Annotated in this window: 23 protein-coding genes and 1 pseudogene; 15 read left to right on the top strand and 9 right to left on the bottom strand. The window is 58.7% G+C overall.

The window, feature by feature from the left end:
* Nucleotides 1-4 precede the first annotated feature (4 nt).
* The 6 genes from AC0V60_RS00910 to AC0V60_RS00885 all read right to left on the bottom strand — a co-directional run bounded on the left by AC0V60_RS00910 (nt 5) and on the right by AC0V60_RS00885 (nt 6603).
* Nucleotides 5-541, bottom strand: a complete 537-nt coding sequence (locus AC0V60_RS00910) for a TspO/MBR family protein (protein ID WP_486176684.1) — start codon at nt 539-541, stop codon at nt 5-7.
* 46 nt (nt 542-587) lie between these two features.
* On the bottom strand, nt 588-1796 hold the full coding sequence (locus AC0V60_RS00905; RefSeq protein ID WP_486176683.1) for a geranylgeranyl diphosphate reductase: 1209 nt from the start codon (nt 1794-1796) through the stop codon (nt 588-590).
* Nucleotides 1793-3196 carry a BCD family MFS transporter gene (locus AC0V60_RS00900; protein WP_486176682.1) on the bottom strand — a complete coding sequence of 468 codons (1404 nt, stop codon included), beginning with the start codon at nt 3194-3196 and terminating at the stop codon, nt 1793-1795. The genes AC0V60_RS00905 and AC0V60_RS00900 overlap by 4 nt, the downstream gene beginning before the upstream one ends.
* Entirely contained in the window at nt 3196-4116 is a 921-nt protein-coding gene (gene chlG, locus AC0V60_RS00895) for a chlorophyll synthase ChlG (RefSeq protein WP_486176681.1), read from the bottom strand. The genes AC0V60_RS00900 and chlG overlap by 1 nt, the downstream gene beginning before the upstream one ends.
* 253 nt (nt 4117-4369) lie before the next feature.
* Nucleotides 4370-5794 (bottom strand): transcriptional regulator PpsR, encoded by a 1425-nt coding sequence (ppsR, locus tag AC0V60_RS00890; protein WP_486176680.1) that lies wholly within the window; start codon nt 5792-5794, stop codon nt 4370-4372.
* 11 nt (nt 5795-5805) lie between these two features.
* On the bottom strand, nt 5806-6603 hold the full coding sequence (locus tag AC0V60_RS00885; protein WP_486176679.1) for a cobalamin B12-binding domain-containing protein: 798 nt from the start codon (nt 6601-6603) through the stop codon (nt 5806-5808).
* A gap of 261 nt (nt 6604-6864) precedes the next feature.
* Here AC0V60_RS00885 and bchF point away from each other — a divergent pair, with 261 nt between their 5' ends.
* From bchF to hemA, 14 genes and pseudogenes are all read left to right on the top strand, one after another.
* Nucleotides 6865-7440: a 2-vinyl bacteriochlorophyllide hydratase gene (gene bchF, locus AC0V60_RS00880; protein ID WP_486176678.1), complete on the top strand. Its 576-nt coding sequence runs from the start codon at nt 6865-6867 to the stop codon at nt 7438-7440.
* Nucleotides 7437-8733: pseudogene (locus AC0V60_RS00875) on the top strand (ferredoxin:protochlorophyllide reductase (ATP-dependent) subunit N). The gene bchF and the pseudogene AC0V60_RS00875 overlap by 4 nt, the downstream one beginning before the upstream one ends.
* A 2-nt stretch (nt 8734-8735) precedes the next feature.
* Entirely contained in the window at nt 8736-10301 is a 1566-nt protein-coding gene (bchB, locus tag AC0V60_RS00870) for a ferredoxin:protochlorophyllide reductase (ATP-dependent) subunit B (RefSeq protein WP_486176677.1), read from the top strand.
* Entirely contained in the window at nt 10291-13926 is a 3636-nt protein-coding gene (locus tag AC0V60_RS00865) for a magnesium chelatase subunit H (protein ID WP_486176676.1), read from the top strand. Before bchB ends, AC0V60_RS00865 begins: the two co-directional genes overlap by 11 nt.
* 16 nt (nt 13927-13942) lie before the next feature.
* Entirely contained in the window at nt 13943-14839 is an 897-nt protein-coding gene (bchL, locus tag AC0V60_RS00860) for a ferredoxin:protochlorophyllide reductase (ATP-dependent) iron-sulfur ATP-binding protein (RefSeq protein ID WP_486176675.1), read from the top strand.
* Nucleotides 14839-15561, top strand: coding sequence for a magnesium protoporphyrin IX methyltransferase (bchM, locus tag AC0V60_RS00855; RefSeq protein WP_486176674.1), 723 nt, complete (start codon nt 14839-14841; stop codon nt 15559-15561). The genes bchL and bchM overlap by 1 nt, the downstream gene beginning before the upstream one ends.
* A complete protein-coding gene (locus AC0V60_RS00850; protein ID WP_486176673.1) occupies nt 15558-16991 on the top strand; it encodes a BCD family MFS transporter in 1434 nt (477 codons plus the stop codon). The genes bchM and AC0V60_RS00850 overlap by 4 nt, the downstream gene beginning before the upstream one ends.
* Nucleotides 16992-17075: 84 nt before the next feature.
* A complete protein-coding gene (gene puhA, locus AC0V60_RS00845) occupies nt 17076-17909 on the top strand; it encodes a photosynthetic reaction center subunit H (protein ID WP_486176672.1) in 834 nt (277 codons plus the stop codon).
* A complete protein-coding gene (gene puhB / locus AC0V60_RS00840) occupies nt 17900-18568 on the top strand; it encodes a photosynthetic complex putative assembly protein PuhB (RefSeq protein WP_486176671.1) in 669 nt (222 codons plus the stop codon). Before puhA ends, puhB begins: the two co-directional genes overlap by 10 nt.
* Nucleotides 18565-19047, top strand: coding sequence for a photosynthetic complex assembly protein PuhC (gene puhC / locus AC0V60_RS00835; RefSeq protein ID WP_486176670.1), 483 nt, complete (start codon nt 18565-18567; stop codon nt 19045-19047). Before puhB ends, puhC begins: the two co-directional genes overlap by 4 nt.
* Entirely contained in the window at nt 19047-19385 is a 339-nt protein-coding gene (locus tag AC0V60_RS00830; protein WP_486176669.1) for a hypothetical protein, read from the top strand. The genes puhC and AC0V60_RS00830 overlap by 1 nt, the downstream gene beginning before the upstream one ends.
* Nucleotides 19382-20467 carry a magnesium-protoporphyrin IX monomethyl ester (oxidative) cyclase gene (gene acsF, locus AC0V60_RS00825; RefSeq protein WP_486176668.1) on the top strand — a complete coding sequence of 362 codons (1086 nt, stop codon included), beginning with the start codon at nt 19382-19384 and terminating at the stop codon, nt 20465-20467. The genes AC0V60_RS00830 and acsF overlap by 4 nt, the downstream gene beginning before the upstream one ends.
* Nucleotides 20461-21255: a putative photosynthetic complex assembly protein PuhE gene (gene puhE / locus AC0V60_RS00820; RefSeq protein WP_486176667.1), complete on the top strand. Its 795-nt coding sequence runs from the start codon at nt 20461-20463 to the stop codon at nt 21253-21255. Before acsF ends, puhE begins: the two co-directional genes overlap by 7 nt.
* Before the next feature lie 42 nt (nt 21256-21297).
* Nucleotides 21298-22533 (top strand): 5-aminolevulinate synthase, encoded by a 1236-nt coding sequence (gene hemA, locus AC0V60_RS00815; RefSeq protein ID WP_486176666.1) that lies wholly within the window; start codon nt 21298-21300, stop codon nt 22531-22533.
* Nucleotides 22534-22644: 111 nt separating this feature from the next.
* On the opposite strand, the gene AC0V60_RS00810 is transcribed toward hemA, so the two are convergent.
* On the bottom strand, nt 22645-23115 hold the full coding sequence (locus AC0V60_RS00810; protein ID WP_486176665.1) for a c-type cytochrome: 471 nt from the start codon (nt 23113-23115) through the stop codon (nt 22645-22647).
* Nucleotides 23116-23409: 294 nt separating this feature from the next.
* On the opposite strand from AC0V60_RS00810, the gene AC0V60_RS00805 reads away from it, so the two are divergent.
* Entirely contained in the window at nt 23410-24252 is an 843-nt protein-coding gene (locus AC0V60_RS00805) for a DUF1499 domain-containing protein (protein WP_486176664.1), read from the top strand.
* 3 nt (nt 24253-24255) lie between these two features.
* On the opposite strand, the gene AC0V60_RS00800 is transcribed toward AC0V60_RS00805, so the two are convergent.
* The gene (locus AC0V60_RS00800; RefSeq protein WP_486176663.1) at nt 24256-24882 is read right to left on the bottom strand and encodes a CDP-alcohol phosphatidyltransferase family protein; all 627 of its coding nucleotides are present in this window, start codon (nt 24880-24882) and stop codon (nt 24256-24258) included.
* Nucleotides 24858-26129, bottom strand: a complete 1272-nt coding sequence (locus AC0V60_RS00795) for a NupC/NupG family nucleoside CNT transporter (protein WP_486176662.1) — start codon at nt 26127-26129, stop codon at nt 24858-24860. Before AC0V60_RS00795 ends, AC0V60_RS00800 begins: the two co-directional genes overlap by 25 nt.
* Nucleotides 26130-26141: the final 12 nt, after the last annotated feature.

The following is a 26141-nucleotide window of genomic DNA, read 5'->3' as shown; positions in this document are numbered from 1 at the left end:
GCGCTTAGCCAAAGGGCCCGTTCAGATCGACAATCGCCCAATTGAGGACGCCTGCAAAGCTCACCCATGCAAGATAAGGCATAAACAGCAGCGCCGCGTTCTTAGAATAGCGGCCGCAGTAAACGATCAGCGAGAGGATCGAGGCGATCAAGAAAGCGACCTCTACCAATGCCCAATCAGGCCGCTCCATGCGGAAGAACAAGAGCGACCAGCCGATGTTGAGAAAGGCGTTGAGCGCAAACAGCCCGACGATTGTGTCAGACACTGTCGGCGTGGGCGCAGCGCGCCAAGCGCTCACAATCGCAGCTGTATTGAGCGCATAGATGATCGTCCAACCAACAGGGAAGACCACGTCAGGCGGGTTCCAGCCCGGCTTCTCAAGCGCCTGATACCAAGGGCCAAGGTCGGTGATCGTCGCGCCAAGGGCCGCTACGATCATGGCGGCAATAGCGGCCACAATCGCTGGCAAAATCCAGGTCTTGCTAAGCCCTATGCGCGGGCCTTCATCCGTGCCTTCATGCGAGTGTGTGCGTGTATTCATGGTCGATCCCTCTCCATTTTCCATAGCTCCCGTGCCGCTGCCGCTTTTACGAACGCACCTCTGAGTTTGCTGGCCTCAGGCCCAACAGATGCGCAGTGTCCTTGAGGAAGATTTTGACGTGAGCCATCGGCTTTTTGCGCACCAGCTGCTTATGCATATACGCCTGCCAGGTGAGCTGCTGGACGTCTTTGTCGTCGCACATATCGACAAAACGCTCGCGGCGTTTGTCGGATGAATACCAGAAGTATTGCATCATCCCCAAGATCCAGAAGACCCGCCCGTGATCTTTCATAAAGTGCTTGCGAGCGGTCTTGAGAGCCTTCGCCTCACCGGTTTTGAGCGCCAAACTTGCAGCTTGCGCGGAATACCGGCCGCCAACCATGGCGTAATAGATGCCCTCACCCGAGGCCGGCGCCACAATGCCTGCTGCATCGCCTGCAACGATAACATCTGCGCCATTGTCCCAGCGTTTGAGCGGTTTGAGCGGTATAGGCGCACCCTCACGCCGGATCGTCTCACACCGGGTCAAATCAAGCTCTGAGCGCATTTCAGCAACGGCGCCTCTCAGGGAAAAGCCTTTGTTTGCGCTTCCCACCCCTACACTTGCGGTGTCCCCATGCGGGAAGACCCAAGCGTAGAAATCGGGCGAAAGTTTGCCTTGATAGAAGACATCGCAGCGGTCCGCGTCAAAGGCATCGCCTACGCTCTCAGGCGAGGCGATTATCTCGTGATAGGCAAACACGCACTTGACGCGTTCGGCGTTGGGAAGCGCTTGCTTGGCGACCGCTGAGCGCGCACCATCCGCGCCCACAACCATGCGCGCGCGCACTTTCTCGATCGGGCCGCCCCGTTCCCGGCGGAATGTCACAAGGGGATGCGCTTCATCATCTCGCTCGATCTTCTCAAACGTCGCAGCGAGCCTTTCAGCCCCGCTCTGGACTGCGCGCACGCGGAGCCATTCGTCAAAGTCTTCGCGGTCAACCATGCCGACATAACCGGTCTCGCCCACGGGCATGTCGACCGCACGGCCCGAAGGCGCAATCATGCGGGCACACCGGGCGCGGGCCACAAGCAGGTTTTGCGGGATATCGAAATCATCGAGCATCCGCGGAGGCACTGCCCCGCCGCATGGTTTGATCCGTCCGCCCCGCTCCATCAAGAGGACGGAGTGGCCCTCAAGCGCCAATTCGGTCGCAGCGGTTGCGCCAGCGGGCCCTCCGCCCACGACAACTGCGTCATAAATGTGATCAGTCATGCAAATGCTCCCCTTCGTTTCCCGGGCCGCTTATCCCTTGAAATACCATCATGGTTTTGCCCTGATCCCGCGGGGCGTTGAGGCGTAAGCCCCTTTTCAGTTGCGCGGATGGCGAGCCACGCCGCGCACACAAACAGCGCCCCTTCGAGCGCGAATATCAATTGAAATGCTGGGCCATCGGCTCCGTATGCGGCGCGCGCAAAGTCAACACCAAGCGCCCCGACCAATCCGCCAAGGCCAAAAGCGATGGCCTGCGCTGCGCCCCAAACGCCCATCCGCACACCTTCACGGGTCCGTTTGCCTGAGCCAGCGAGCCCCATCATCGCGCCAATAGCGGCGACTGCGAAAAGCCCGTTGCAAAAGCCCAGAGCGAAGACATTGACATGGATCGGCCAGCCTGGCCCCACCATCGCGCCAATTGCGAGGCAGCCTAGCGCCATAGCTGAGCCAAGGCAGCCGAAGACGATCCAATGGCGAAGCTCAACCGGCATGCGCCCCGCAAAGGCGCTTCCCCCGATGCCAGCGACAATCATCCCGGCCAGCACACCGCCCGATTGCATACCGCCAAGGCCAGTGGATTCTCCCGGCGTCATGCCAAAGACGAGGCCAGCAAAGGGCTCAAGAATGAGGTCCTGCATATTGAACGCCATCATTGAGGCGAAGATAAAGAGCGTGAAACGGCGCGCGGCTTTCTCTGCAAAAATCTCCCGCAGCGCTTCGCGAAAGTCCGGCGGCGCGGTGTCTTTGGCGGTCTCAGAGAAATCGAAGGCTTCGCGCGGTTCGAGGCGGAAGGTGGCTAAGCTTGCGACCAATAGGCATGCAATCAAAAGACCGCTTGCCACCCACCAGAGGCGCTGAGGCGAAAAGGGATCAATGAGCTGGCTCACCGTAATGGCGGAGACAACGATCCCTGCGATCATCATGATCCATGTCACAGCAGCGGCGGCGGCGCGGCGGTGAGGCGCAACGCCAGAGGCGAGCAATGCAAGCGCCGAAGTGCCGCTTGCGCCCACTCCCACCCCGATAAGCGTGTAGGCAAAAACGCCCAGAGCAAGACCCAAAGCCCACTCATCCGCTGTCATCAAAGTCGTCTGAACCGCAAGAAGCGCTCCGCAAGCGAGCACCGCAAGTCCGCCCATGATCCAAAGCGCGCGGCTGGAGCCTTTATCGCTGCCATGCCCCCAGAGCGGCCGGCAAAGCTGCACCGCATAGTGCCAGCCAACAAGGCCCGCAGGCAAAGCAGCGGCGAGAGAATATTCCACCACCATCAACCGGTTTAAGACCGTAGTAGTAAGCATCACCATCGCGCCGATGGAGGCTTGCACCAGGCCGATGCGTATAATCGCAAACCACGAGAGGCCCTCGGACTTGACAAATGCTGGAGCGGTGGGTGCGTGCATCAGATGTAGCCCCCGAAATACCCACCAAGCCCCAAGGCGGCGGCTAGCATGCCCAGCACATAAAGCGTCACACCGACACCGTTGTACCAAGGCGCGTATTTCTTAGGATTGCTGAGCAGGCGCGGCATTGCTGCCAATTGCGCAATCAGCACTGCGCCGACCATCAGCGCTGAGATCGTCTCACCCCATAGAGCGAGGAGGCCAATCACGGCAACTTGCGCCAAGCCCATGACAGCGCATGCCAACCGCGCAGCGTTTGCAATGCCCAATGTCACCGGCAGCGACTTGAGGCCTGTCGCCCGATCGCCTTCTACCGCTTTGAAGTCATTTAGTGTCATGATGCCGTGCGCGCCGATGCTGTAAAGCACGAGGGTAATGAGAACCTCAGCGCGCGGCATTGCGCCCAAAATGACGGTCGCTCCGGTAAACCAGCTGAGGCCCTCATAGGTGAACCCAACGACCGCAGGGCCGGTCCACCCGCTGGTCTTGAAACGGAACGGCGGCGCGCTGTATCCCCAAGCGAGCGCAAGCCCCGCGAGCCCGGCGATGAAAACAAGCGGCCCTAGCAGCCATCCCACGAGCGCCGATAAACAGGTCGCAATCACCGCGATCCAAAGTCCCATGCGCCCTGGTATCCGGCCTGAAGGGATTGGCCGGTTCGGCTCGTTGATTGCATCGACATGGCGGTCAAACCAATCGTTCACAGCCTGGCTCGTGCCGCAAACCAATGGCCCTGCCAGCAGGATACCGCCTGCTACAAACCAAAGTCTGCCATCAAGGCCTGCACCAGACGACACCGCCCCGCACATAAAAGCCCACATAGGCGGAAACCAAGTGATCGGTTTGAGCAACTCGACGATATCGCCCACACGCGGGCGCGCGCCGATTTTGGTTTGAGCCGAGATTGCAGACCTCTCCATAGACTGAAGAGTATGCGCGACAGTTCAATGCGTCAAATTAATTGGACACTATTGGGAGCCAAAAGCCGGATTGAAGCGCTATTTGATGACTTGCAGGTGTAAAACTCTTTTCTGCATGACACCCAAATACGCAATTTGGACGCACAAAATGGTCTGTGCAGGCCCATTCGGGACGGTTCCGGGCACGAGTCGCGCGTACTTTAGCGCGGCACAGCTCGCGCTTTTTTCAACCGGATGCTGTTCTGAGAAAGGCTTACTCTGAGTCCTCGCCGGTCAGATTGCCCAATCCATGGCGGTGAAGCTTGGAATAAAGGCTCTGCCGCGAAAGGCCGAGGATTTCTGCTGCTGATGCGCGATTGTCAGAGGTGTATTGAAGCGCGGCCTCAATGCACAATCGTTCGATCAAATCGGTGCTCTCTCGAACGATCTCTTTCAAAGACATGCGGCCGACCAGATCGGTGAGCTGCTCAACCGAGCGCGGCAAGTCTTGCGGGCCCGGTGGCAGGTCGCGCAGACGCCGGCCAATCGGGCGGATCACGAAAGCGTAGTGGCCATCCTCGCCGCCTGTGCGCACAGCCGATAGCTCGATCTGCTCGCCCTCAATGTTATCGCCCGCCCGCAGTACCGTGCTGACATTGCGCGCGCTTCCGTGCTGATCGACCTGGCCTTCGATCAACTCCAGATCAATGCCCGGACGCCCAATCCAGTTGGAAAGATTGCGGCCATGGATCGGATCAAGGCTGGCGGCCTGTACCATCTCGATGAAGGCGGCATTGGCATCGACGACATCGAGGTTGCCATCGGCTATGACAAAGCCATCAGGCATTTCGTCAACCAATTCATAGACCGGCGATGAAATTGCCTCTTCGCCTGCCCCCACGCCTGACAACCGGATCAGCAGATGCTGCGCACGGTCTTGAATGAATCCATTGGCGAAAGCTCTTACCTGCCGAGACCCTTTACTTAGGGTCACGCAAACTGGCGATGCCGCATCAGAGGCCAGCGCCGCCCCGATCAAAGACTGGAGGTTATCGCGCGCTGATTTATCCACGAATCCTGGCAACTTTTTGCCTGCGAGGCTGCCTGCGCGCGCACCCAGTAGTGAGCGAGCCGCCGAGTTGGCTTCACGAATCTTAAGCGAGCCCGCTTCGACCAGAAGCATCGCCTCGCCCGCGTTTTCGAACAACATACGGTAGCGCGCATCGAGCTGGCGCATTTTCAAATAGTCACGCTCCAAGGACTGCTGCACTTGAAGCAGGCGCTGCTGCATTCGGCCAGCCTCGCGAAGGTCACGGCCAAATGCAATACGGTGCTCACCGCCATTGACGGTCAAGACGGCATAGCGAATGGGTATGTCACCGTCTCTCGTAGGATGGTTCACTTGACGCCAGTGCTGCACCTCGCCGCGGCGCGCTGCGGCAAGCATTTCCATGACTTTAGGACGGCTCTCAACAGTGACTGTGTCGAGCCAATTGGTCCCTTCCCAGCCCTCGAACCCAGGGAAGTCCTTAGGGTCAAAGGCGGTGTCAACGATAAGCCCGGTGTCGTCCAGAACGAGCGTTATATCGCCTGCGACCATTGCCAGCTTCATCGCTGCATCGGCATCAAGCGAATTGAAGAGTTCAGCAGCTTTGCCGAAAGGGTTTTTACCCTCGATCGAATGCTTACGAGTCAGCATGCGGGGACAGCCTATCTTAGCGTTTGTGCACGCACCTCGGCGGACTGGACCAACGACTCTGCCACCTCGAGGGCGGCCCGAGCGTCGGCGCCGGTCCCATCGGCTCCCACTTCGGCAACTACTGCTGGATTTTGGTTGATCATATGACCACCGACGAGAATTGTAACATGTTCATTGCGTGAAACACTGCGCATTGCTCTGATAATGTTTCGTAGTGCGGCGCTAGGGCAATCCCGAGAGAGCGTCAATGCCACGAGATCGAAGTGTTCGCGCGATAACAGGGCGAGCACCTGCCTGCGCAGAGGTTTTGTCATGACGGCGGTGTCCCAACCCGCTCTCGCAAACACGTCCTCGAGAACTTGAGGGCCTAGAAAATGCTGGTCACCCGGCATTGGCAAGAACAGCGCTTTTTTTGCACCAGGCTCAAGCAATTTAGGGCGGTTGGGCGCTCTTGCGGACAGTTCGTGCAGAACTTCCTGCAGCCGCCACAGACCCATGGTCACATCAATAAAGTCACATTGATCCTGTTCCCACAAAACCCCCAAGCGGCGAGCAGCGGGGGCGAGCAAATCTATGTAAACATCGTCAACTGTAACGCCCTGATCCAGGAAATTGTCCACCTCGTTCAAGAGGTCACTGGCCTCCATGACCAGAGGAAGTTCGGAAAATTGCCTTGCTTCATCAGGTGAAACCGCGCGCCGATCGGCACGCTCCTCTGCCGGTGCGCTGCGGCTGAATGCACTGCCGAAAGCGGCACGCAGGGCAGACCGCTTCGAAGTTTCTTGTTTTGGCGTCTTTGGTGAAGACATTGGACCGCCCCTCAAGGCCCCGGCTGCTAGTCTCCGAGGTTGGCGCGCACCCGCGTCGAGGCCAACGAGGTCGAATGAATTCCGACTCTTAAAGCGTTAGCAAAATACACATTAGTCCAAAACGAGACATTTTGCAATCAACCCCGTCAATGCACCGTTCTGGGATGCCAGGACTGTCTAATAACTTTTACGTCCAATTAATTTGACACTTGTGCGCACATGAGCCTAGTCTTCATCTCCAACACGAAGGGCAAAGCGCGGATGACTCGCAGCAAGCACGCATCCCAGGCCGTATCACCCCCGCTGCAGGGAACCCCCAGCACGACCATCGAGCAAGGGGCGCAGGGGCGGCATGACCGAAGGGCAAAAGGGGCGCTCTACTCATCAGAAGAGCGGCAGCGACGGGACGAATCGGTCTGGACCACGGTTCAAGGCGTGCTCGCTCCGCTGCAATTCCTTGTATTTATGGTGAGCCTTGGCCTTGTTCTGCGCGCCCTGATCACCGGCGAAGGCGCTTTTGCTGCCGACGTCTCGATCATTCTAAAAACCCTTATTTTGTACACGATCATGGTGACCGGCTCGATCTGGGAGAAGGTCGTGTTTGGCAAATGGCTCTTTGTGCCCGCCTTCTTCTGGGAAGATGTCTTCTCAATGCTCGTGCTCGCCTTGCACACGGCTTACCTTGTCATGCTGTTTGGCGGGTTGGGCACTGTGGATCAGAGGCTTGGCGTCGCGCTGGCGGCCTACGCTGCCTATGTCATCAATGCGGGGCAGTTCCTCTGGAAGTTACGTCAAGCTCGCTTGCAGGGTTCTTACTCTGAGGCGGTGCCTGCATGAACGTAGCGACCGCTCTCTCGGGCTGCGATACCCCCAAGGTTGGCACCTCCCCGCGTCCAGTCCTGCGTGAGCGCGGTCAACGCGAGGTCTTCTGCGGCCTCACCGGTATAGTCTGGCTTCATCGCAAGATGCAGGATGCTTTCTTCCTGGTGGTGGGCTCGCGCACCTGTGCGCACCTTTTGCAATCTGCCGCTGGCGTGATGATCTTTGCAGAGCCGCGCTTTGCCACCGCCATCATGGAAGAGCGCGATTTGGCTGGCATGGTCGATGCGCAGGATGAGCTTGACCGTGTGGTTCAGCGGCTTCTCGAACGCCGTCCGGATATCAAGACTCTGTTTCTGGTGGGTTCTTGCCCTTCTGAGGTCATCAAACTTGATCTCGCTAAGGCAGCTGAGCGGCTCGGTGCGCAATATATGCCCAAGGTTCGCATCCTGAATTATTCGGGCAGCGGGATTGAGACGACTTTCACGCAGGGCGAAGATGCATGCCTCGCATGCCTCGTCCCCGAAATGCCGAAAGAGGCAGCGGATGCGCCAAAGCAGCTTTTGATGGTCGGCGCGCTTCCGGATATTGTCGAAGACCAATTCCTGCGCCTCTTTGGTCAGCTTAGCATTGAGAACGTCGGCGTATTGCCAGCACGCAATGCCCGTGATCTGCCGCCTGTTGGCCCGAACACCCGCTACATTCTGGCCCAGCCGTTCTTGTCTGACACAGCCATGGCTCTCGAAGACCGCGGCGCCACGCGCATCGAAGCGCTCTTCCCCTTCGGCGTAGAGGGCACAAGCGACTGGCTGCGCTCCATAGGCCGCGAATTTGGCGTTGATCAGCGCCACGTCGAGAGCGTCATTGCACCGGGCCGTGAACGCGCGGCCCGCGCGATTGAGCACTCTAAAGCCGCCCTTGAAGGCAAGCGCATCAGCTTCCTGCCCGACTCGCAATTGGAAGTGCCTCTAGCGCGCTTCCTGCACACCGAACTCGGCATGGAGCCGGTGGAAGTGGGTACGCCTTATCTCCACGCGAAACACTGCGAGGGTGAGCTAGAGCGCCTACCCAAGCACACCCGCATCAGCGAAGGGCAACACGTCGACAGCCAGCTCGACCGTGTGCGCGAGGACAAGCCTGACCTGACTGTGTGCGGTCTTGGCACTGGCCAATCCGCTGGAGGCCGAAGGCTTCACCACCAAATGGGCGATTGAGCTCGTTTTCTCCCCCATCCACGGGTTCGACCAAGCGGGTGACCTCGCCGAACTCTTCGCGCGTCCCATGCGTCGGCGCGACAGGCTGGAGGTGTAGCGATGCAGCTTTCCGTCTGGACATATGAAGGCCCGCCCCATGTTGGGGCCATGCGTGTCGCCACCGCGATGAAGGGGCTGCATTACGTGCTCCACGCGCCGCAGGGTGACACTTATGCGGACCTGCTCTTCACCATGATTGAGCGCCGCAATCACCGCCCGCCGGTGACGTATACTACGTTTGAAGCGCGTGACCTTGGCAAGGATACTGCGCAGCTTTTCCAAGACGCAGCGCTGGATGCAATTGACCGCTTCAACCCAGAGGCGATCATTGTGGGTGCCTCGTGCACGGCGGAGCTTATCCAGGATGATCCCGGTGGTCTTATCGAGGCGATGGACCTGCCCTGCCCCGCTATTGCGCTGGAACTGCCGAGTTATCAGCGCAAAGAGAACTGGGGCGCAGCTGAGACCTTCTACCAGATCGTGCGGCATCTTGCTGACCCATCGGTCACGCCGGGCCCTCGCGAAGGACGCCGCGCTAGAGCCAACATTCTCGGACCCACCGCATTGGGTTTCCGGCACCGCGATGACCTTATCGAGGTCCGCAAAATTCTCGAACAATTGGACGTTAACGTGAACTTGGTGGCGCCGCTCAATGCGCGCCCTTCCGATATCACGACGATCGGCAATGCCGACTTCAACATCGTCCTCTACCCAGAAATAGCAGATGAGGCGGCCCGCTGGCTGGAACGTACGTTCAAACAGCCACGTGTCCGCTCAATCCCATTCGGTGTGAGTGCCACTCGTGCATTCATATCCGAAGTCGCCGAGCTGGCGGGTGCAGATCCCACGCCTGCCCTCGGCGACACCAATTCCCGGCTCCCGTGGTGGAGCCGCAGTGTGGACTCGACTTACCTCACCGGTAAGCGCGTCTTCATCTTCGGTGATGCGACCCATGCGGTGGCCGCCGCGCGCATTGCGCGTGATGAGCTTGGCTTCGAGGTTTGCGGCCTTGGTTGCTACAACCGCGAATTTGCCCGCGACATCCGCGAAGCTGCGAAAAATCACGGGGTCGAGCCGCTTATCACTGACGACCATCTCGAGGTCGAGGATGCGATTGCGAAAGCTGCGCCTGAAATGGTGCTGGGCACGCAAATGGAGCGGCACATTGCCAAGCGTTTGGGCATCCCATGTGCAGTAATTTCCTCTCCGGTCCATGTGCAAGACTTCCCAGCGCGCCACTCACCCCAGATGGGTTTTGAGGGCGCAAATGTCATCTTTGACACATGGGTCCACCCTCTGGTGATGGGGCTGGAAGAGCACCTCCTCACCATGTTCCGCGAGGACTTTGAGTTCTCCGACGATGCTGGCCCGTCGCACCACGCGGCACACGCGCCCAGCACGGCGCATAAAGCGCCAGTGGTCGAAGAGGAAGTGATCCCAGAGCCCGAAGTTACCGAACTCGATAGCCCGGCCTGGACCCAAGAAGCGAGCAAAGAGCTCAAGAAAATCCCGTTCTTCGTGCGCGGCAAAGCGAAACGCAACACAGAGGCCTTCGCCGCCGAATTTGGCCGGGGGGAGATCGATTTAGACACGCTCTACGACGCCAAGGCGCATTATGCACGGTAAGGCGACCACCTCTACGACCCGTGCAAGAGCGCCGGTCAATGTAGTGATTGTCACGCTCGACAATCACCTCAAAGGCGCGGTTGAGCGCGCCAATGCTGAGCTTGCCCGCGACAATATCTGCCTGACATTGCACGCAGCCTCCGAATGGGGAGCAAGTGCTGAGGACCTTTCCAAATGCGAAGAGGCCATCGCAGAGGCGCATATCGTAATTACCACGATGATCTTCCTCGATGATCATATGCGCGCGATCCTTCCTGCCTTGGAAGCGCGCCAAGAGCAGTGTGATGCCATGGTCTGCCTGATGTCTGCAGGCGAGATTGTGAAGCTGACGCGCATGGGCGGCTACCGCATGGATGCGCCTGCCAAGGGGCCTTTGGCGCTGCTTAAGAAACTGCGCGGTTCGCCCAAGAAAGGCGCAAGCTCTGGTGCAGGCCAGATGAAGATGCTGCGGCGTCTTCCCAAAATCCTCAAGTTCATTCCCGGCACCGCGCAAGATGTGCGCGCCTATTTCCTGACGCTGCAATATTGGCTCTCGGGTTCAGACGAAAACGTCATCGCTATGGTGCGCGCTCTGATCGACCGTTATGCAGCTGGCGAGCGCGAGGACCGGCGCGGCGAAACGGCGGCAGAGGCTCCGGTCGAGTACCCCGAAACGGGTGTCTATCACCCCGGCGCTGAGCAGCGGATTTCCGAGAGCCTTCGCATCCTACCGAAAGCGCGAGCCAAAGACGGCGGCGGCAAGAACGGCACCGTGGGCCTTATCCTGCTGCGTTCCTATCTGCTGGGCCGCGATGCTGGGCATTATGACGGTGCGATTGCGGCGTTTGAGGCGGCAGGCCTGAAAGTTGTACCAGTGTTTGCAAGCGGTCTTGATGCACGGCCAGCGATTGAGAAGTTCTTCGCCGACAAGGGCAAGCCTACCGTTGATGCGATTGTGAACCTCACCGGGTTCAGCCTCGTTGGCGGCCCCGCATACAACGATAACGAAGCCGCGCGCGAAGTCTTGGGCGAAATGGATGTGCCCTATCTCGCGGCGCACGCTATTGAGTTCCAATCCATCGAAGACTGGCAAAAGCGCGAGCAAGGTCTCCTGCCGCTCGAGCAAACCATGATGGTGGCCCTGCCTGAGCTTGATGGCTCGACAGTGCCAAGCGTTTTTGGCGGGCGATTTGGCGAGACGGGCGAGGTTTGTAATGGCTGTGAAAGGCACTGCGAGCGCGCCACGTCTGACCAAGTGCGCCCCATGCAAGGCTGCCCTGAGCGCGCTGAGGCTTTGGCCGCGCGCGTTGTGAAATTGGTCGCCCTGCGACGTGCAGAGCGCGTGCGCCGGAAGCTGGCTATCGTTCTGTTTAACTTTCCGCCAAACGCTGGCGCGACAGGCTCGGCAGCATTCCTGAGCGTATTTCGATCACTTTACGCGGCGCTTCAACGGCTTGCGGACGAAGGTTACGACGTCGAAGTGCCCGAAAGCCTCGAAGCCCTGCAAGACGCGGTCCTCACGGGCAACTCAGACCGCTTTGGTTCGGACGCAAACGTCGCTGCACGCATTCCCGCCGACACGCATGTTCGCCAAGAGCCTTATCTCTCAGAGATCGAAGCCGCTTGGGGCCCCGCCCCTGGCAAAGCGCAGTCGGACGGCTCGAACATACATGTCTATGGTGCGCATTTCGGCAATGTCTTCGTCGGCGTGCAGCCAGCGTTTGGGTTTGAAGGCGATCCAATGCGCCTGCTTTTCGAAGGCGGTTTTGCCCCAACCCACGCGTTCAGCGCCTTCTACCGCTGGATCCGCGAAGACTTCGGCGCGCATTCAGTGCTGCATTTCGGCACCCATGGGGCGCTCGAATTTATGCCGGGCAAGCAAGCGGGCATGAGCGGGCATTGCTGGCCGGAACGCCTGATTGGCGATCTGCCCAATTTCTATCTTTACGCCGCCAACAACCCGTCGGAGGGGATGCTGGCAAAGCGCCGGTCCGCGGCAACGCTTATCAGCTATATGACGCCGCCTCTCGCACAGGCCGGGCTCTACAAAGACCTCGCCGAACTCAAAGCCAGCGTCGAACGCTGGCGGATGGGATCTGACGAGGCGGAACGCGCGGATCTCGCCGAGCTCATTGCCGACCAATGCGGCGCACTCGATATCGAAATGGGCGATATCGGTGAGCTTTCAGGCCGCCTCTACGAGCTTGAGCAAACGCTTATCCCACACGGCCTCCATGTACTCGGCAGCAACCCGCAAGGGCAGCAACGCGAAGATATGCTCGATGCAATGATGGAAGCGGCAGAAAACGGTGGCTCAGACGGAGACCGTGCCGCGCTTAACGCAAAAATCGACGAGTGCGATGAACTCGGCTCGCTCATCCACGCGCTCGATGGCGGCTACGTTCAGCCAGCGCCGGGCGGCGATATTGTGGCCAACCCAGAAGTCCTGCCAACGGGCCGCAATATCCACGGCTTCGACCCGTTTCGCATCCCTAGCGCGTACGCTTGTATGCAAGGCGCAGATCAGGCCGAGAAGCTGATCGCGCGCCATGTGGCGAACGCAGAACCTTTCCCTGAAAGCATCGCCATGGTGCTTTGGGGCACCGATAATATGAAAACCGAAGGGGTCCAGATTGCGCAAGCAATGACCCTTTTGGGCGCGCGGCCGCGTCGCGATTCCTACGGGCGCCTTGCTGGCGCAGAGCTGATCCCTCTGGAGGAATTGGGCCGGCCGCGCATTGATGTTGTGATGACCCTATCGGGCATCTTCCGCGACCTTCTGCCGCTGCAAACACGGATGCTGGCAGAGGCTGCGCTGCTGGCGAGCCAAGCAGATGAGCCGCTGGAGCAGAACTTTGTCCGCAAGCATTCTCTCGCGCAGCAAGCACAGCACGGGTGCGATATCGAAACGGCGGCGCTTCGGGTGTTCTCCAACGCCGAGGGCGCATATGGCGCGAACGTCAATCAGATGATCGAAGGCGGGGTTTGGGCTGATCCGGACGAACTCGCCAATGCGTTTGAGGTCAACAAGGGTTTTGCCTACGGCGTTGGCGGCAAACCGGTGCAGCAACGCCAGCTGCTGCAAAGCCATCTCGCTAGCGTCGATTTCACCTATCAGAACCTTGAAAGCGTTGAGCTCGGCATCAACGACGTTGATCAATATGTCGACGGGCTCGGCGGGGTCAGCCGCTCGGTTTCCAAGGCCAAAGGCAAAGACGCGCCGGTCTACATCCTCGATGCGACGCGCGGGTCAGCGAAGGTCCGCACGTTGTCTGAGCAGATCGACTTGGAAGCGCGCACCCGTACGCTCAATCCCAAGTGGTTTGAGGGGATGCTCGACCACGGATTTGAAGGCGTTCGCGCGATTGAGGGTCATGTGAGCTCAACCTTCGGCTGGTCCGCGACCACGGGTCAGGTCCAGCCATGGGTCTACCAGAAAATCTCCGAGACATTTGTGCTCGACGAAGAAATGCGCCGGCGTTTGGCCAAGCTGAACCCTAAGGCGAGCGCGCGCGTTGCGGGACGCCTTTTGGAGGCGTGCGACCGGCAATTGTGGGAGCCCGATGAAGCGACACTCGAAGCGCTTCGCGAGGCCAATGACGAACTCGAAGACCGCCTCGAAGGCGTCTTTGTGAGCGAGAATTAAGGGATGGGACAAATTCATGAACCTTCACACACCCAATAAAGGCTTTAGCCGCGATGATGGCGAAGGCTCGGTTCAGGTGCAATTGGACCCTGCCGACAAGATCAAGGGCGCAAAGGTCTTTGCCGTCTATGGCAAGGGCGGGATTGGCAAATCGACCACCTCGTCGAACCTGTCTGCCGCTTTCTCGAAGCTTGGTCACAGAGTCCTACAGATCGGCTGCGACCCCAAGCACGACAGTACGTTCACGCTCACCAAGAAGCTGATGCCGACGGTGATTGATGTGCTTGAAACCGTCGAGTTCCACTCTGAGGAGCTGCGGCCAGAGGACTATATGTTCGAGGGCTATAACGGCGTCATGTGCGTTGAGGCTGGCGGGCCTCCTGCGGGCACAGGCTGCGGCGGCTATGTTGTGGGGCAGACGGTGAAGCTCCTGAAGCAGCACCACCTCCTCGAAGACACCGATGTGGTGATTTTCGACGTTCTGGGCGATGTTGTGTGCGGCGGGTTTGCCGCGCCGCTCCAACACGCAGAGCGCGCCGTTGTTGTCGCTGCGAATGACTTTGACAGCATCTTTGCGATGAACCGGATTGTTCAGGCGATTGGTGCAAAATCAAAGAACTATGACGTGCGCCTTGCCGGCGTTGTCGCCAATCGCAGCCGCGAAACAGATGAGATCGACCGTTTCTGCGACGCTGTAGGCATGCCGCGCCTCGCGCACTTCCGCGATGTCGATGAAATCCGCAAATCGCGCCTGAAGAAATGCACCCTGTTTGAAATGCCCGAAAGCCCCGAGGTTATTCAGGCGCAGGACGAATACATGCGGCTTGCCGCCATGCTGTGGGCAGGTGTGGAGCCTTCGACGGCCGCGCCGATGAAAGACCGCGACATCTTCGACTTTCTGGGGTTTGAGTGATGGCTACACATGCTCCCGAACGCCCCGACCTGTCGGCAGCTTACGACACCCGGCGCGAAGCGCTTGCGACCTATTTCGATTCCACCGCCAAGCAGGCGTGGATCGACATAACGTCCGACGCCAAAGTCAGCGGCATCCGCGCCACCGTGCGCGCTGGCCGTGAGCAAATGCGGCGCACTTTGGTGAGCTGGCTTCCAAGGGACCTTCGCCGGACGCGCCTCCTAGATGCAGGCTGCGGAACTGGCGCGCTCGCTATGGAAGCGGCGTGTCTCGGCGCGGATGTTACCGCCGTCGATGTGGCAGGCGGGCTCGTCGAAGTCGCTAAGTCCAGGGCAAACGGTTTTTGCGGGCACGGCAAAGTGCGCTGGCGGGCAGGCGATATGCTTGACCCGGCGCATGGCGAATTTGCCCATGTGGTGGCGATGGACTCGCTCATTCACTATTCGCCCGACAATCTGGTTGATGCGCTGGAGGAGCTCTCCACCCGCGCTACGGGATCAATCCTCTTCACCTTCGCCCCGCACACCGCTTTGCTCGGCGCGATGCATTCGGTGGGCAAGGTCTTCCCGAAGAGCGACCGTTCGCCTGCGATTGTGCCGGTGGCCGAAGATGACCTTCGCGAGCGCCTCAAGCGCCTCGGCGGGTGGAGCATTGGCCGCACGACACGCATCTCTTCCGGCTTCTACAAGAGCCAGGCTTTGGAGCTGATCAAAGACAGATGAGCCAACCCAATCGCCCTTCCTATCAATTTGCCCGCATGATGGCGGATTTGATGCCGTTTGCCGACGCGGCGAGCAAAGAGCTGCCTTTGTCGCGGCTTTTGCGCTTGTCGCTGTTTCAGGTGAGCGTGGGGATGGCGATGGTTTTGCTGAGCGGAACGCTCAACCGCGTGATGGTGGTGGAGCTTGGTACGCCGACGTGGCTCATTGCTTTGCTTATTGCAGTGCCGCTTTTGGTTGCCCCTTTTCGCGCACTGATCGGGCACAAGTCTGATCGGCATGTCTCGGCTCTAGGGTGGAGGCGTGTGCCATACATCTGGTTTGGCACGATGATGCAATTTGGCGGGCTGGCGATCATGCCCTTTGCCCTGCTCCTGCTTGAGCTTGAGGGCCGGTTTGAGCTTGGCCTTGTCGCCGCTGCTGCCGCGTTCTTGCTCACCGGGCTTGGCTTCCACGTGACGCAAACGGCGGGCTTGGCGCTTGCGACAGATCTTGCGCCTGAAGACAAACGCCCGCGCGCGGTCGCGCTTCTCTATGTCATGTTGCTTATCGGAATGATGCTCGCGGCATTCGTGATCGGCGGGCTCTTGATCGAATTCTCGCCCACACGCCTTGTGCAGGTGATCCAAGGCTCGGCCGTCCTCACCATGGTGCTCAACCTCATCGCCTTGTGGAAGCAAGAGGCACGCGCTCCCGAACGCACCAAAGCAGACCCTGATGCGCCGAGCTTTAGCGAGCTATGGAACGCGTTTGTTCGCGACGGGCGCAATGCGCGGCTCCTCACCGCCATCGGGATTGGCGCGGCTGGTTTCGCCATGCAGGACGCTCTGCTCGAACCGTTTGGCGGTGAAATTCTTGGGCTGTCCGTAGGCGCTACCACCGGGCTGACCGGCGCATGGGCTTTGGGCGCACTGATTGGCTTTGTGTATTCCGGCCGCAAGATGAGCCTTGGTGCTGATCCACTTCGCCTCGCTGGGCTCGGCCTAGTGATCGGCGTTAACGCGTTTCTCTTGGTGTTGTTCGCCGGACCATTTGAGTCTGCCGCCATGCTTTATGCAGGCGCACTGCTCATCGGACTTGGGCTCGGCCTTTTTTCGGTCGGCACGCTGATCGAGGCGATGGCGCTCGCGAAATCGGAAACCGCTGGCCTTGCACTTGGCGCTTGGGGCGCGGTGCAGGCGACATGCGCGGGCGCAGGGATTGCCGCTGGCGGTCTCCTTCGCGATCTCATCGCTTGGTTCGCCGCCGCTGATGCCAGCGCCACCATTGCGACACGCGCGAGCGGCTACACCGCTGTCTACATCATCGAAATTCTCCTGCTTGTTGCAGGTCTCGCCGCGATTGGCCCGCTTGTCGGGCGCACTCGCATGGCATCCATCCAATCACGGAACAACTCAGACCAGCCGTTCGGTCTGCAAGAGTTCCCAACTTGATCGCTTGCTCGGGATAGAGCGGTCCAAAAGCCGCGTGGGGGCAACTGCAGAGCCCTTACGCAATTAACGACCAAAGGAAGTACCATGGGTAACGTATATATTGCCGGGCTTTTCGACGTAGCCGAGCTGACCTTTTTCCTCTTTCTGTTCTTTTTCATCGGGCTGGTGATTTACTTGAACCGCGAAAGCCGCCGAGAAGGCTATCCGCTCGAGCATGAGCAAACCGGTGTTATCGATTGGGCGAAACCGCTCACCGACGGGAAAGACAAGACCTTCGTTCTGCCGCATGGGCGAGGCACATACTCACCCGAAGGCGTACCCCGCGATGAGCTGTCCAAAGTAGAGAACATTCCAGCCAAGCAAACCTTTATGGGCGCTGGCGCTCCTTGGGAGCCTACTGGCGATGCAATGGCCGATGGTCTTGGCACCGCTGCCTATGCGATGCGCGAGGATTATCCGGACCTTACCATGGACGGCCACAACCGCATTGTACCCATTGGCGCGACTGCTCACCCAATGGAAATCGCTGCCATGGACCGCAATCCAGTGGGTCTTTCTGTCTATGCAGCTGACAAGAAGAGAGCGGGCGTGGTGAGCGATGTTTGGGTTGACCAATCAGAGCATCTCATTCGCTATCTGGAAGTCACCACCAACTCGGGCCAGAAAGTGCTCGCGCCAATGGCCTTTGCCGCTTTGCAGGGCAAGAGATGGCTTGGCCTGCTTGGTGAGCTTATTCCGATCCCCGATGACCAAGAAGAGCTGATCGATATCGAAGCGATCCGCGCTGACCAGTTCGATAGCGTTCCTGCTATCAAAACCCCTGGTCAGATCACCCGCCTGGAAGAAGACAAAATCCAGGCCTACTATGGCGGCGGCTACATCCATGCCCTGCCGGAGCGTGCAGAGCCATGGATCTAAACAACAACTTGCCAGAACGTACGCTGTCCAAGGCAGCACAAGAGCTCGAAGAAGCAGGTCCAAAGGCCTTTGGTGACCCCATGGGCACGCCGGACCTGCAAGAGAAGGTTTTGTGGAAAGGACGGCCTGATTTGGCTGTCCTTGCCCGCACGGCTTTTCATACACGTACAGTGGGGCTGTATTTTGCGGCGCTCGTCGTGATCTCGGTGCTTCTTGGCAATATGGGCACGGCGATTTTGTGCGCTGTGCTCGGCGTTCTGGCGGTTGCGATCCTTTACGGACTGGCATGGCTAAGCGCTCGCACTACGCTTTATATCCTGACCGATGCACGGCTCATTATGCGCATTGGAATGGCGATTGAGACGCGGGTGAATGTGCCGCTGAAGCATGTGACATCGGCTGATTTGCGGGCGCGCGGACAGATGCATGGCGATATTTCCCTGTCGCTCGCAGGCGAGCGTCTGCTTGGCTACGCGCTTCTTTGGCCGCACGCACGCCCATGGAGGTTTACCAGCCCTCAGCCGATGATGCGCAGCGTGCCTGATGCGCAGAAGGTAGCGAGTATTCTGGCCAACGCGGCCGCCAAGCACGCAGCGATTGAGCATTCAGCGCTGGACACAGGCGCCGCCCACGCTGACTTTGAGGGAGTTCCGGCGTGATTGTTCGCGAATATGAAGAGGACGAGATCACCGTCCACCGCGTACCTCTCATCATGATGGGTAGCCTGATCGCAGCATCGCTCTTCCTCACGTCACTGGTGACCTTTGGCTTTTTCGAACGGCAAGCCATTCCCAGTGAAGCGCGCGCCGAGGCGGGAACTGCAAAGGCATCCGAACGCCCGCTTTACTTCTTTGACGAAGCGGACGGGACAGTGCGCGTCGAAGACGCGAGCGATGGGACAGAAGTTGGACGCTTTGGCCCAGGCACCGGCGGCTTTGTGCGTACAACACTGCGCAGCCTCACCTATCAGCGCCGCATCAAGGGTTTGGGACGCGAAGTGCCGTTTGAGCTGATCGAGTGGGACAATGGCATGCTCACCCTGCTCGACCCGGCAACGGGTGAAAGCGTTGAGCTTCACTCTTTTGGTGATGGCAACCGCCAAACTTTCGCAAACTTTCTAAACGACGGAGTCAGCTAATGGCGAGCATAGCAGTCAAGGGATCGGCTGATATGGGCGGGTTTACCCCGCCCGGCACACGCGTGTTCGATGCGCCTTGCACGATCACGGTGGAGCAAAGCTCTTTGCATTTTCACGCGCATGTCGAATTGCCTGAAACCATCACAATGGAGTCAGGCGACAAGGTGCAGGTCCACGGCGCTCCGATTTCCATCCCGTTCGGCAGCCGCGAAGTGTTCAATCGCACCGCCACTGTGACGCGCGCTGGGCCGGTGATGCGGGTGCTCACCAAATTTGCGGCCTACTTTGACTTTGCCGAACTCTACGAAGTCAGCTTTAACGCTGGGAGGATCAAATGAACGCTCATGCACAGATCAAGGCTGAACCCGGCCATATGATGACCAGCGATGAGGCGATGGCTCTGGCGACGCAGGACACTGTGCTGACGCCGCGTTTCTACACCACCGATTTTGACGCGCTCGACGCGATTGATGTGAGCCTTGTGCGTGAGGAGTGGGACCAGCTTATCGCTGATATGGTGGGTGATCCCAACAAGACGCACTTTCGCCACAAGGATGATTTTGCAGGCATCATCGAGGGGATGGAGCCGGAACTGCGCGCCGAATTCACCGATTTCCTCGTCAGCTCGATGACTTCGGAATTTTCCGGCTGCGTGCTTTATGCAGAGATTGCCCGGCGCACCAAAAACCCGGACGTGAAACAGCTCTTCAAACTGCTCGCTCGCGACGAAAGCCGCCATGCAGGCTTTATCAATGAGAGCCTTAAGGACGCTGGCATTGGCGTTGATTTGGGTTTTCTGACAAAGACGAAAAAGTACACCTATTTCCGCCCGAAATTCATCTGGTACGCGGTCTATCTGTCTGAAAAGATTGGATATGCGCGCTACATCACGATCTACCGGCACCTCGAAAAACACCCGGAGAACAAGTTTCACCCGATCTTCGATTGGTTTGAAGAATGGTGCAATGATGAGTTCCGCCATGGCGAAGCGTTCGCGATGCTGATGCGCGCTGACCCCAAGCTATTGGAAGGCCGCAATAAATTGTGGATCCGTTTCTTCCTCTTGTCGGTCTACGCCACCATGTATGTGCGCGATCACGACCGGCCCGTATTCCATAAGGCGCTCGGCGTTGACCCGACCGAGTATGATTACGAAGTCTTCGATATCTGCAACAAAATTGCTCGGCAGGTCTATCCGGTCGAACTCGACATCGACAACCCGAAATTCCGCGCCCGGATGGAGGCGCTGCGCCAAGCAGCTCTGCGGATCGAAGATGGCAAAGCGCAAGGCGGCATCGGCGGCCTTATGAAGCGTGTTGGCGGCATGGCAGGTGCTGGCTACAACTTTGCGCGGATGTATTTCCAGCGGCCCAAAACACATGCGCTGCCAGCGACAATCAGGCTTCATCCTGCGTGGTAAGCTGGACCGGTCATATTGTCCCGTTTATCGTGACGCTGGCCATTTGGTTTATGGCAACCGGGCTTATCGCTTTTTCGGTGAGCAATGGGGTCGATAGCCGTGCGCGCGGGGCTTTCCGCCGCAGCGTTGCGATAGGCGGCGCGGCAGGCATCGCAGGGCTCGTTGCAATCATGCTTACCTCTTCAAGCACTAGCGTTGCGGCGGTCTATCTCAGCTTTGTGGGCGCATTGATGGTTTGGGGCTGGCATGAGATCGGCTTTCTCACAGGGGCAGCCGCAGGCCCCCGCCGCGAGGCCCAATCCTTAGGCGCGCGCGGCGTTGAACGCTTTACCCAGGCGAGCGCTGCGGTCATGCACCATGAATTGGCCCTCGCCCTCACGGCGCTCATGCTGATATCGCTTTCGTGGAATGCCCCCAACCAAATCGGGGCCTCGGTGTTTGTTGTCATGTTCGGCCTAAGGCTATCTTCCAAGATCAATCTCTTCGTAGGCGTGCCCAATTCATCGCTCGAGATGATGCCCGAGCATTTGGGCTACCTCAAAAGCTACTTTGGACCCAACCGTATGACACTTTTGCTGGGCGCATCCATCGCTGCAATCGCCGCGATTTCTGCATGGTTTGCGAGCCTTGCAATGGCCGCGCCTGCGGGAAGCCCGGAAATGGTGGGTGCAAGCCTCATTACCGCGCTGTGCCTTTTGGGCGGGTTAGAACATCTATTCCTTGCGCTTCCCTTCAGAGATGGGATGCTGTGGGGCTGGGCCTTTAAACGCAGGAGCGATCCTGCATAATGAATAACCAAAACAAGACTAAGACTGGACGGGGGGATACCCATGGATTTTGATCAATTTTTCGCCGAGCAGCTGGACAGCGTTCGCGAAGAGGGGCGCTACCGCGTCTTCACCGATATCAAGCGGCACTGCGGGAAATTCCCGCACGCAACCCGCTTTGTCGAAGATAAGACCGAGCAAACCGTGACTCAGGCTGTTACAGTCTGGTGCTCAAATGACTATCTGGGCATGGGACAGCACCCCAAGGTGATCGAAGCGATGCACGCAACGCTCGACGAATGCGGCGCGGGCGCAGGGGGCACGCGCAACATTTCAGGCACCAATCACTATCACGTCGAACTAGAGGCCGAGCTAGCCGATTTGCACGGCAAGGAAGCCGCGCTTTTGTTCACGAGCGGATATGTCTCCAACTGGGCAGGCCTTGGCACTTTGGCGAATAAGATCCCGGGCTGCGTTGTGTTCTCCGATGCGCTGAACCACGCAAGCATGATCGAAGGCATCCGCCATTCACGCGCGCCCTATAAGGTGTGGAAGCACAACGATGTCGAAGACCTCGACCGGCTTCTTTCAGAGTACCCCGCGGACACTCCCAAGCTGGTCGCATTCGAAAGCGTCTATTCGATGGACGGCGATATTGCTCCCATCGCCGAGATATTGGACGTATGCGAGAAACACGGCGCAATGAGCTATATCGACGAAGTCCACGGCGTTGGTCTCTACGGCCCGCGCGGCGGCGGGGTTGCGGAACAAGAAGGTCTTATGGACCGGATCACCGTGATCGAAGGCACGCTTGGCAAGGCGTTCGGTGTTATGGGCGGCTATATCGCGGCCAACCGTGATCTGGTGGATTTCGTGCGCAGCTTTGCCAGCGGCTTTATCTTCTCAACCGCCCTTCCCCCAGCGGTCGCTGCGGGCGCTGCGGCGAGCATTCGTCACCTGAAGGAAAGCAGCAAAGAGCGCGACCTGCAAAAGGAGCGCGTTGCCGAAGTGCGCCGTCAGCTCGACATGATGAACATCCCGCACTTGCCCAATCCCAGCCACATCATTCCGGTGATGGTGGGCGATGCGGCCAAGTGTAAGATGATCAGCGATTGGCTGATGGACAATCACGGCATCTATGTGCAGCCGATCAACTATCCGACTGTGCCCGTTGGAACAGAGCGCCTGCGCCTGACGCCGTCACCTGTGCACGATACAGGCGATATCACGCGGCTTATCGCGGCGCTCAGCGAAATCTGGTCACAGTGCGAACTTGCACGCGGACGTATCGCGGCATGATCCCATTTACAGCCTGACCCTATGGCGGCAGACACAAAAAAAGGGACCCGTGACATTCGCCGCGGAGCCCTTTTTTGTACCCAGCATCAAACCGGGATGAAACCGTGAGGCTTAGTCGTCGGTCGCATCAAGATATGCGATGACGTCAGCGCGGTCTTGCGGGTTTTTGAGACCCGGGAAGGCCATCCGCGTGCCGGGCATAAAGTCCCGCGGTGCTTCGAGATACTCAAACATCACTTCTGGGGTCCAGGTGACGCCTGAGCCTTTGTTGGCATCAGAATAGTTGAAGCCTTCGATCGAACCAGCTGCGCGGCCGATGATACCATAAAGCGATGGGCCAACGCCGTTCTTGCCTTCTTCGACAAGGTGACAGGTGCGGCACTGAGCAAACACCGTTTCGCCAGCAGCGGCATCGCCGGTGAGGTCAGCAAACGCCACGTCAGCGGCAGGCTCTTCGGCCACCTCTTCAGCAACTTCTTCCTCTGCCTCGGCAGGAGCTTCAGCTTCAGGCTCTTTGCCGCCGCACGCTGCGAGTGCGAGTACAGCAGGCACGAGGGCAGCGCTCATAACAATCTTACGCATAGGACTTCATTCCCTTTTCACATTCGAGACAGACCCGCTCAAGCAATGGAAGGCGAACCCGTCTTATCTGTATCCCACGGGGGCAATCTAGAGGAATTGCCGCCGTAATTCAACGAGCTCTCAAGAGAAAACTCAGTTGAACTCAAATGACAAACGAGCAGCCATTGGGCTGGTTCCAAAAAGTTTCGCAATATTTTTGCGCCAGCGTTAAGGGCCAAGCGATTGCCGACTGGCGGGCACAACATGCGTGTGGTGGATTGCCTTTGAGCATGGCGGCGCTAAATACTCAGCGCTATGAAAAAACTGCCATGGTATACCAAACTCACACTTGCCCTCACGGCATTCCTCCCGCTCTATTTTATGATCGCAGCCCTGGGCGCGAAATTCGGCCTGTGGAGCTGGATGGTAGGGCTTGATGCGATGACTTTGACGGCCGGGCCATTCTTGGTCGGAATTGTGGCTGTGGTTGCGTTGATTTCCTTGATTGTCGGCCTTATCAATTGGTCAGGCCGCAAAGCGCAGAAGGCAGACGGCGTTAAGCGCCCTCGCAACAAACTTGTAATTGCGTCTGCGATTTTGGGATTGGTTGTTCCTTTGGGCTTCGTCCTTTTCGGCCAGTCGGTATCGGCCACCGCGTCGGCAAATCCGATCTATGATGTGGCGACAGATACAGGCTCTGCGCCGACGTTTTCGGCTGATGTAATGGCTGAGCGCGAGGCCGAAGGGGCCAATCTAGTGAACGATTATCAAGTCCCCTTTGGTGAACTTAAGAAATTCGCAGGGAGCCCACCTGAGTTTCAGATCAAGAACCACGCGCAATTCATCACTGAAACCTATGCAGATCTTCGCCCGCTGCCGCTCGGCGGAGCGGGCCGCGAGGATGCCGTAGCAGCGGTTGCGGCTGCGATGGATAGCATGGGCTTTGAGGCCATTCGCCGAGATGCGGAAAACGGCCGCGTCGAAGGTGTTGCGGTCACGTTCTGGTACGGATTTAAAGACGATGTTGTGGCCCGCATTGGCGAGAATGAAATCGACTTCCGCTCTGTCAGCCGTGTTGGCACCAGCGACCTTGGAGCCAATGCCGCGCGCATTGCCGAACTTCGCGAGAAAGTCGCAGAACAAATCGGTCAGCGCTGAGGGTTATTTGAACGTGGCGGCTGCCAACGCGCTGCGCTGGAACACGGTTAGGACGCAGAGCCCGGCATAGACGTAAGCTATGATCGCGAAGTGTGCAGGGAACACGCACATGGCGATAAAGACCGCTATGGTCTCGCCTCCTTCGGCGAGGCCCGTTGAGTAGAAAAAGCTCTTCTTGCCATGCGCCTCAGTTTCTTTGCCATGCTGTGCGGCGACCACAGCGAAGGCCAGGAAGCTTACTCCGGTTAGGACGAAACTGGCCACGAGCACGAGCGCGGGCAGCGTATTCGCGCTTGCTAGGACGCCGAACGCGACCGGCACGCTCACGTAAAAGGCGAAGTCTGCGACGATATCGAAATACCCTCCGAGCGGCGTGGGTGCGCTCGCCCGGGCAACTGCTCCATCAAGGCCGTCGAGAAGCCGGTTGGCGATGATCAGCGCAAGACCTGCCCATATGTGCCCAAACGCTATGGCCGCCGCCCCGCAAAGCCCCATCGCAAGTCCCGCAAAGGTCAGCATATTGGCGCTCACACCGGCCCTTGCCAATGCGCGCCCTGCTGCATTGAGCGGCGGATCAATCAGCGGGCGGAGCTTTGCATCAAACACTAGAACGTCACCAAACCAATCCAAGCGCCCGTCATAGCCGTGGCGATATTGCCTGCGATCCAGCTTTTCAAGCCAAGCCCTGCGGCCTCCGCGCGGCGCTGTGGGCACAGAGTGCCAATAGTGGAGACGAGGAGGCCAACGCTGGCCAAATTCGCAACACCGCACAGCGCATAGGTGACGATAAGCAGGCTGCGCGGGGAGAATGTGTCGTCTGGGAGCGCGGCGAGTTCAAGGTAAGCGACATATTCGTTGAGAACCGCCTTTGTACCCATCAATCCGCCAGCTGCCTGAGCCTCGCCCCAAGGAACTCCCATGAGCCACATAAAGGGCGCAAATATCCAGCCGAATATGCGCTTTAATGTGAGGGGGTCGTCACCGACGAGCGGAAACAGGGCGAGCACTTGGTCAGTAAGCGAAACCAGCGCGAAAACCACGATGATCACGGCGATAACGGCCAGGAACAATTGCATCCCGTCCATGGTGCCTTTGACCACGGCGTCGATGCTGCTTTCGTATTTGAGCCCCTCTTCGCCTCCTTGCGTTTCGGTCGCTTCGTCTTCGCCGGAACCGGGCACCATAAGCTTTGCGATCAGAAGCGCGGCGGGAAGCGAGACGAGCGAGGCTGAAATCATATGGCCGACTGCATCGGGCACGGTTTCGCGCAAAGTGGTCGCGTAAAGGATGAGGATCGCGCCAGAGATCGTCGCCATGGCCAGCACCATGACTTGGAACAATTCCGCGCGGCTCATCTTGGCAAAGTAAGCGCGCACCGCAAGCGGGCTTTCAACAACGCCAAGGAACATGTTTGCACCGCCCGAAAGGCCCACAACTCCGCTCACCCCAAGGGTGCGGCGAAGGAGGAAGGAAAGACCGTTTACGAGCCAGCGCAGCACGCCCCAATGCCACAGCAGCGCGGCCAATGCGGAGAACACGATCACAAGCGGCAGGATTTGAAACGCAATCACCAATGGCGGCTGCGCGCCTTCTTTGACCTCAAACGGCAGGTCCGCCCCGCCAAGATAGCCGAACATGTAGGATGAACCCGCCAACGTCGCTCGTTCAATCGCGGTCACCCCTTCATTGGCAAGGGTGATAACATCCCAGACGAAAGGCACGCGGACGATCAACAGCGCCAGCGCGAGTTGCAATCCAAGCGCGCCCAATATCCATTTAGCGCTTGGCCGTCCTTCCCGGTTTTCGCTCAGCCCCCATGCGAGAAGCAGCAGCACCGCGATGCCGAGAATTCCGCGAAAATGGTCGAAATACTCCACGTCGTCCGCGCC

The organism is Erythrobacter sp. S259, assembly GCF_057364965.1.
This window is presented reverse-complemented; position numbering and strand designations above follow the sequence as displayed.

Coding starts and splice junctions, on each gene's coding strand:
- AC0V60_RS00885 (WP_486176679.1), bottom strand. CDS start 6,603: ATGTCTTCACCAAAGACGCCAAAACAAGAAACTTCGAAGCGGTCTGCC.
- bchL (WP_486176675.1), top strand. CDS start 13,943: ATGAACCTTCACACACCCAATAAAGGCTTTAGCCGCGATGATGGCGAA.
- hemA (WP_486176666.1), top strand. CDS start 21,298: ATGGATTTTGATCAATTTTTCGCCGAGCAGCTGGACAGCGTTCGCGAA.
- chlG (WP_486176681.1), bottom strand. CDS start 4,116: ATGGAGAGGTCTGCAATCTCGGCTCAAACCAAAATCGGCGCGCGCCCG.
- bchB (WP_486176677.1), top strand. CDS start 8,736: ATGCAGCTTTCCGTCTGGACATATGAAGGCCCGCCCCATGTTGGGGCC.
- AC0V60_RS00805 (WP_486176664.1), top strand. CDS start 23,410: ATGAAAAAACTGCCATGGTATACCAAACTCACACTTGCCCTCACGGCA.
- AC0V60_RS00910 (WP_486176684.1), bottom strand. CDS start 541: ATGAATACACGCACACACTCGCATGAAGGCACGGATGAAGGCCCGCGC.
- AC0V60_RS00900 (WP_486176682.1), bottom strand. CDS start 3,196: ATGCACGCACCCACCGCTCCAGCATTTGTCAAGTCCGAGGGCCTCTCG.
- AC0V60_RS00810 (WP_486176665.1), bottom strand. CDS start 23,115: ATGCGTAAGATTGTTATGAGCGCTGCCCTCGTGCCTGCTGTACTCGCA.
- acsF (WP_486176668.1), top strand. CDS start 19,382: ATGAACGCTCATGCACAGATCAAGGCTGAACCCGGCCATATGATGACC.
- bchM (WP_486176674.1), top strand. CDS start 14,839: ATGGCTACACATGCTCCCGAACGCCCCGACCTGTCGGCAGCTTACGAC.
- bchF (WP_486176678.1), top strand. CDS start 6,865: ATGACTCGCAGCAAGCACGCATCCCAGGCCGTATCACCCCCGCTGCAG.
- AC0V60_RS00865 (WP_486176676.1), top strand. CDS start 10,291: ATGCACGGTAAGGCGACCACCTCTACGACCCGTGCAAGAGCGCCGGTC.
- puhB (WP_486176671.1), top strand. CDS start 17,900: ATGGATCTAAACAACAACTTGCCAGAACGTACGCTGTCCAAGGCAGCA.
- AC0V60_RS00850 (WP_486176673.1), top strand. CDS start 15,558: ATGAGCCAACCCAATCGCCCTTCCTATCAATTTGCCCGCATGATGGCG.
- AC0V60_RS00905 (WP_486176683.1), bottom strand. CDS start 1,796: ATGACTGATCACATTTATGACGCAGTTGTCGTGGGCGGAGGGCCCGCT.
- ppsR (WP_486176680.1), bottom strand. CDS start 5,794: ATGCTGACTCGTAAGCATTCGATCGAGGGTAAAAACCCTTTCGGCAAA.
- puhA (WP_486176672.1), top strand. CDS start 17,076: ATGGGTAACGTATATATTGCCGGGCTTTTCGACGTAGCCGAGCTGACC.
- AC0V60_RS00830 (WP_486176669.1), top strand. CDS start 19,047: ATGGCGAGCATAGCAGTCAAGGGATCGGCTGATATGGGCGGGTTTACC.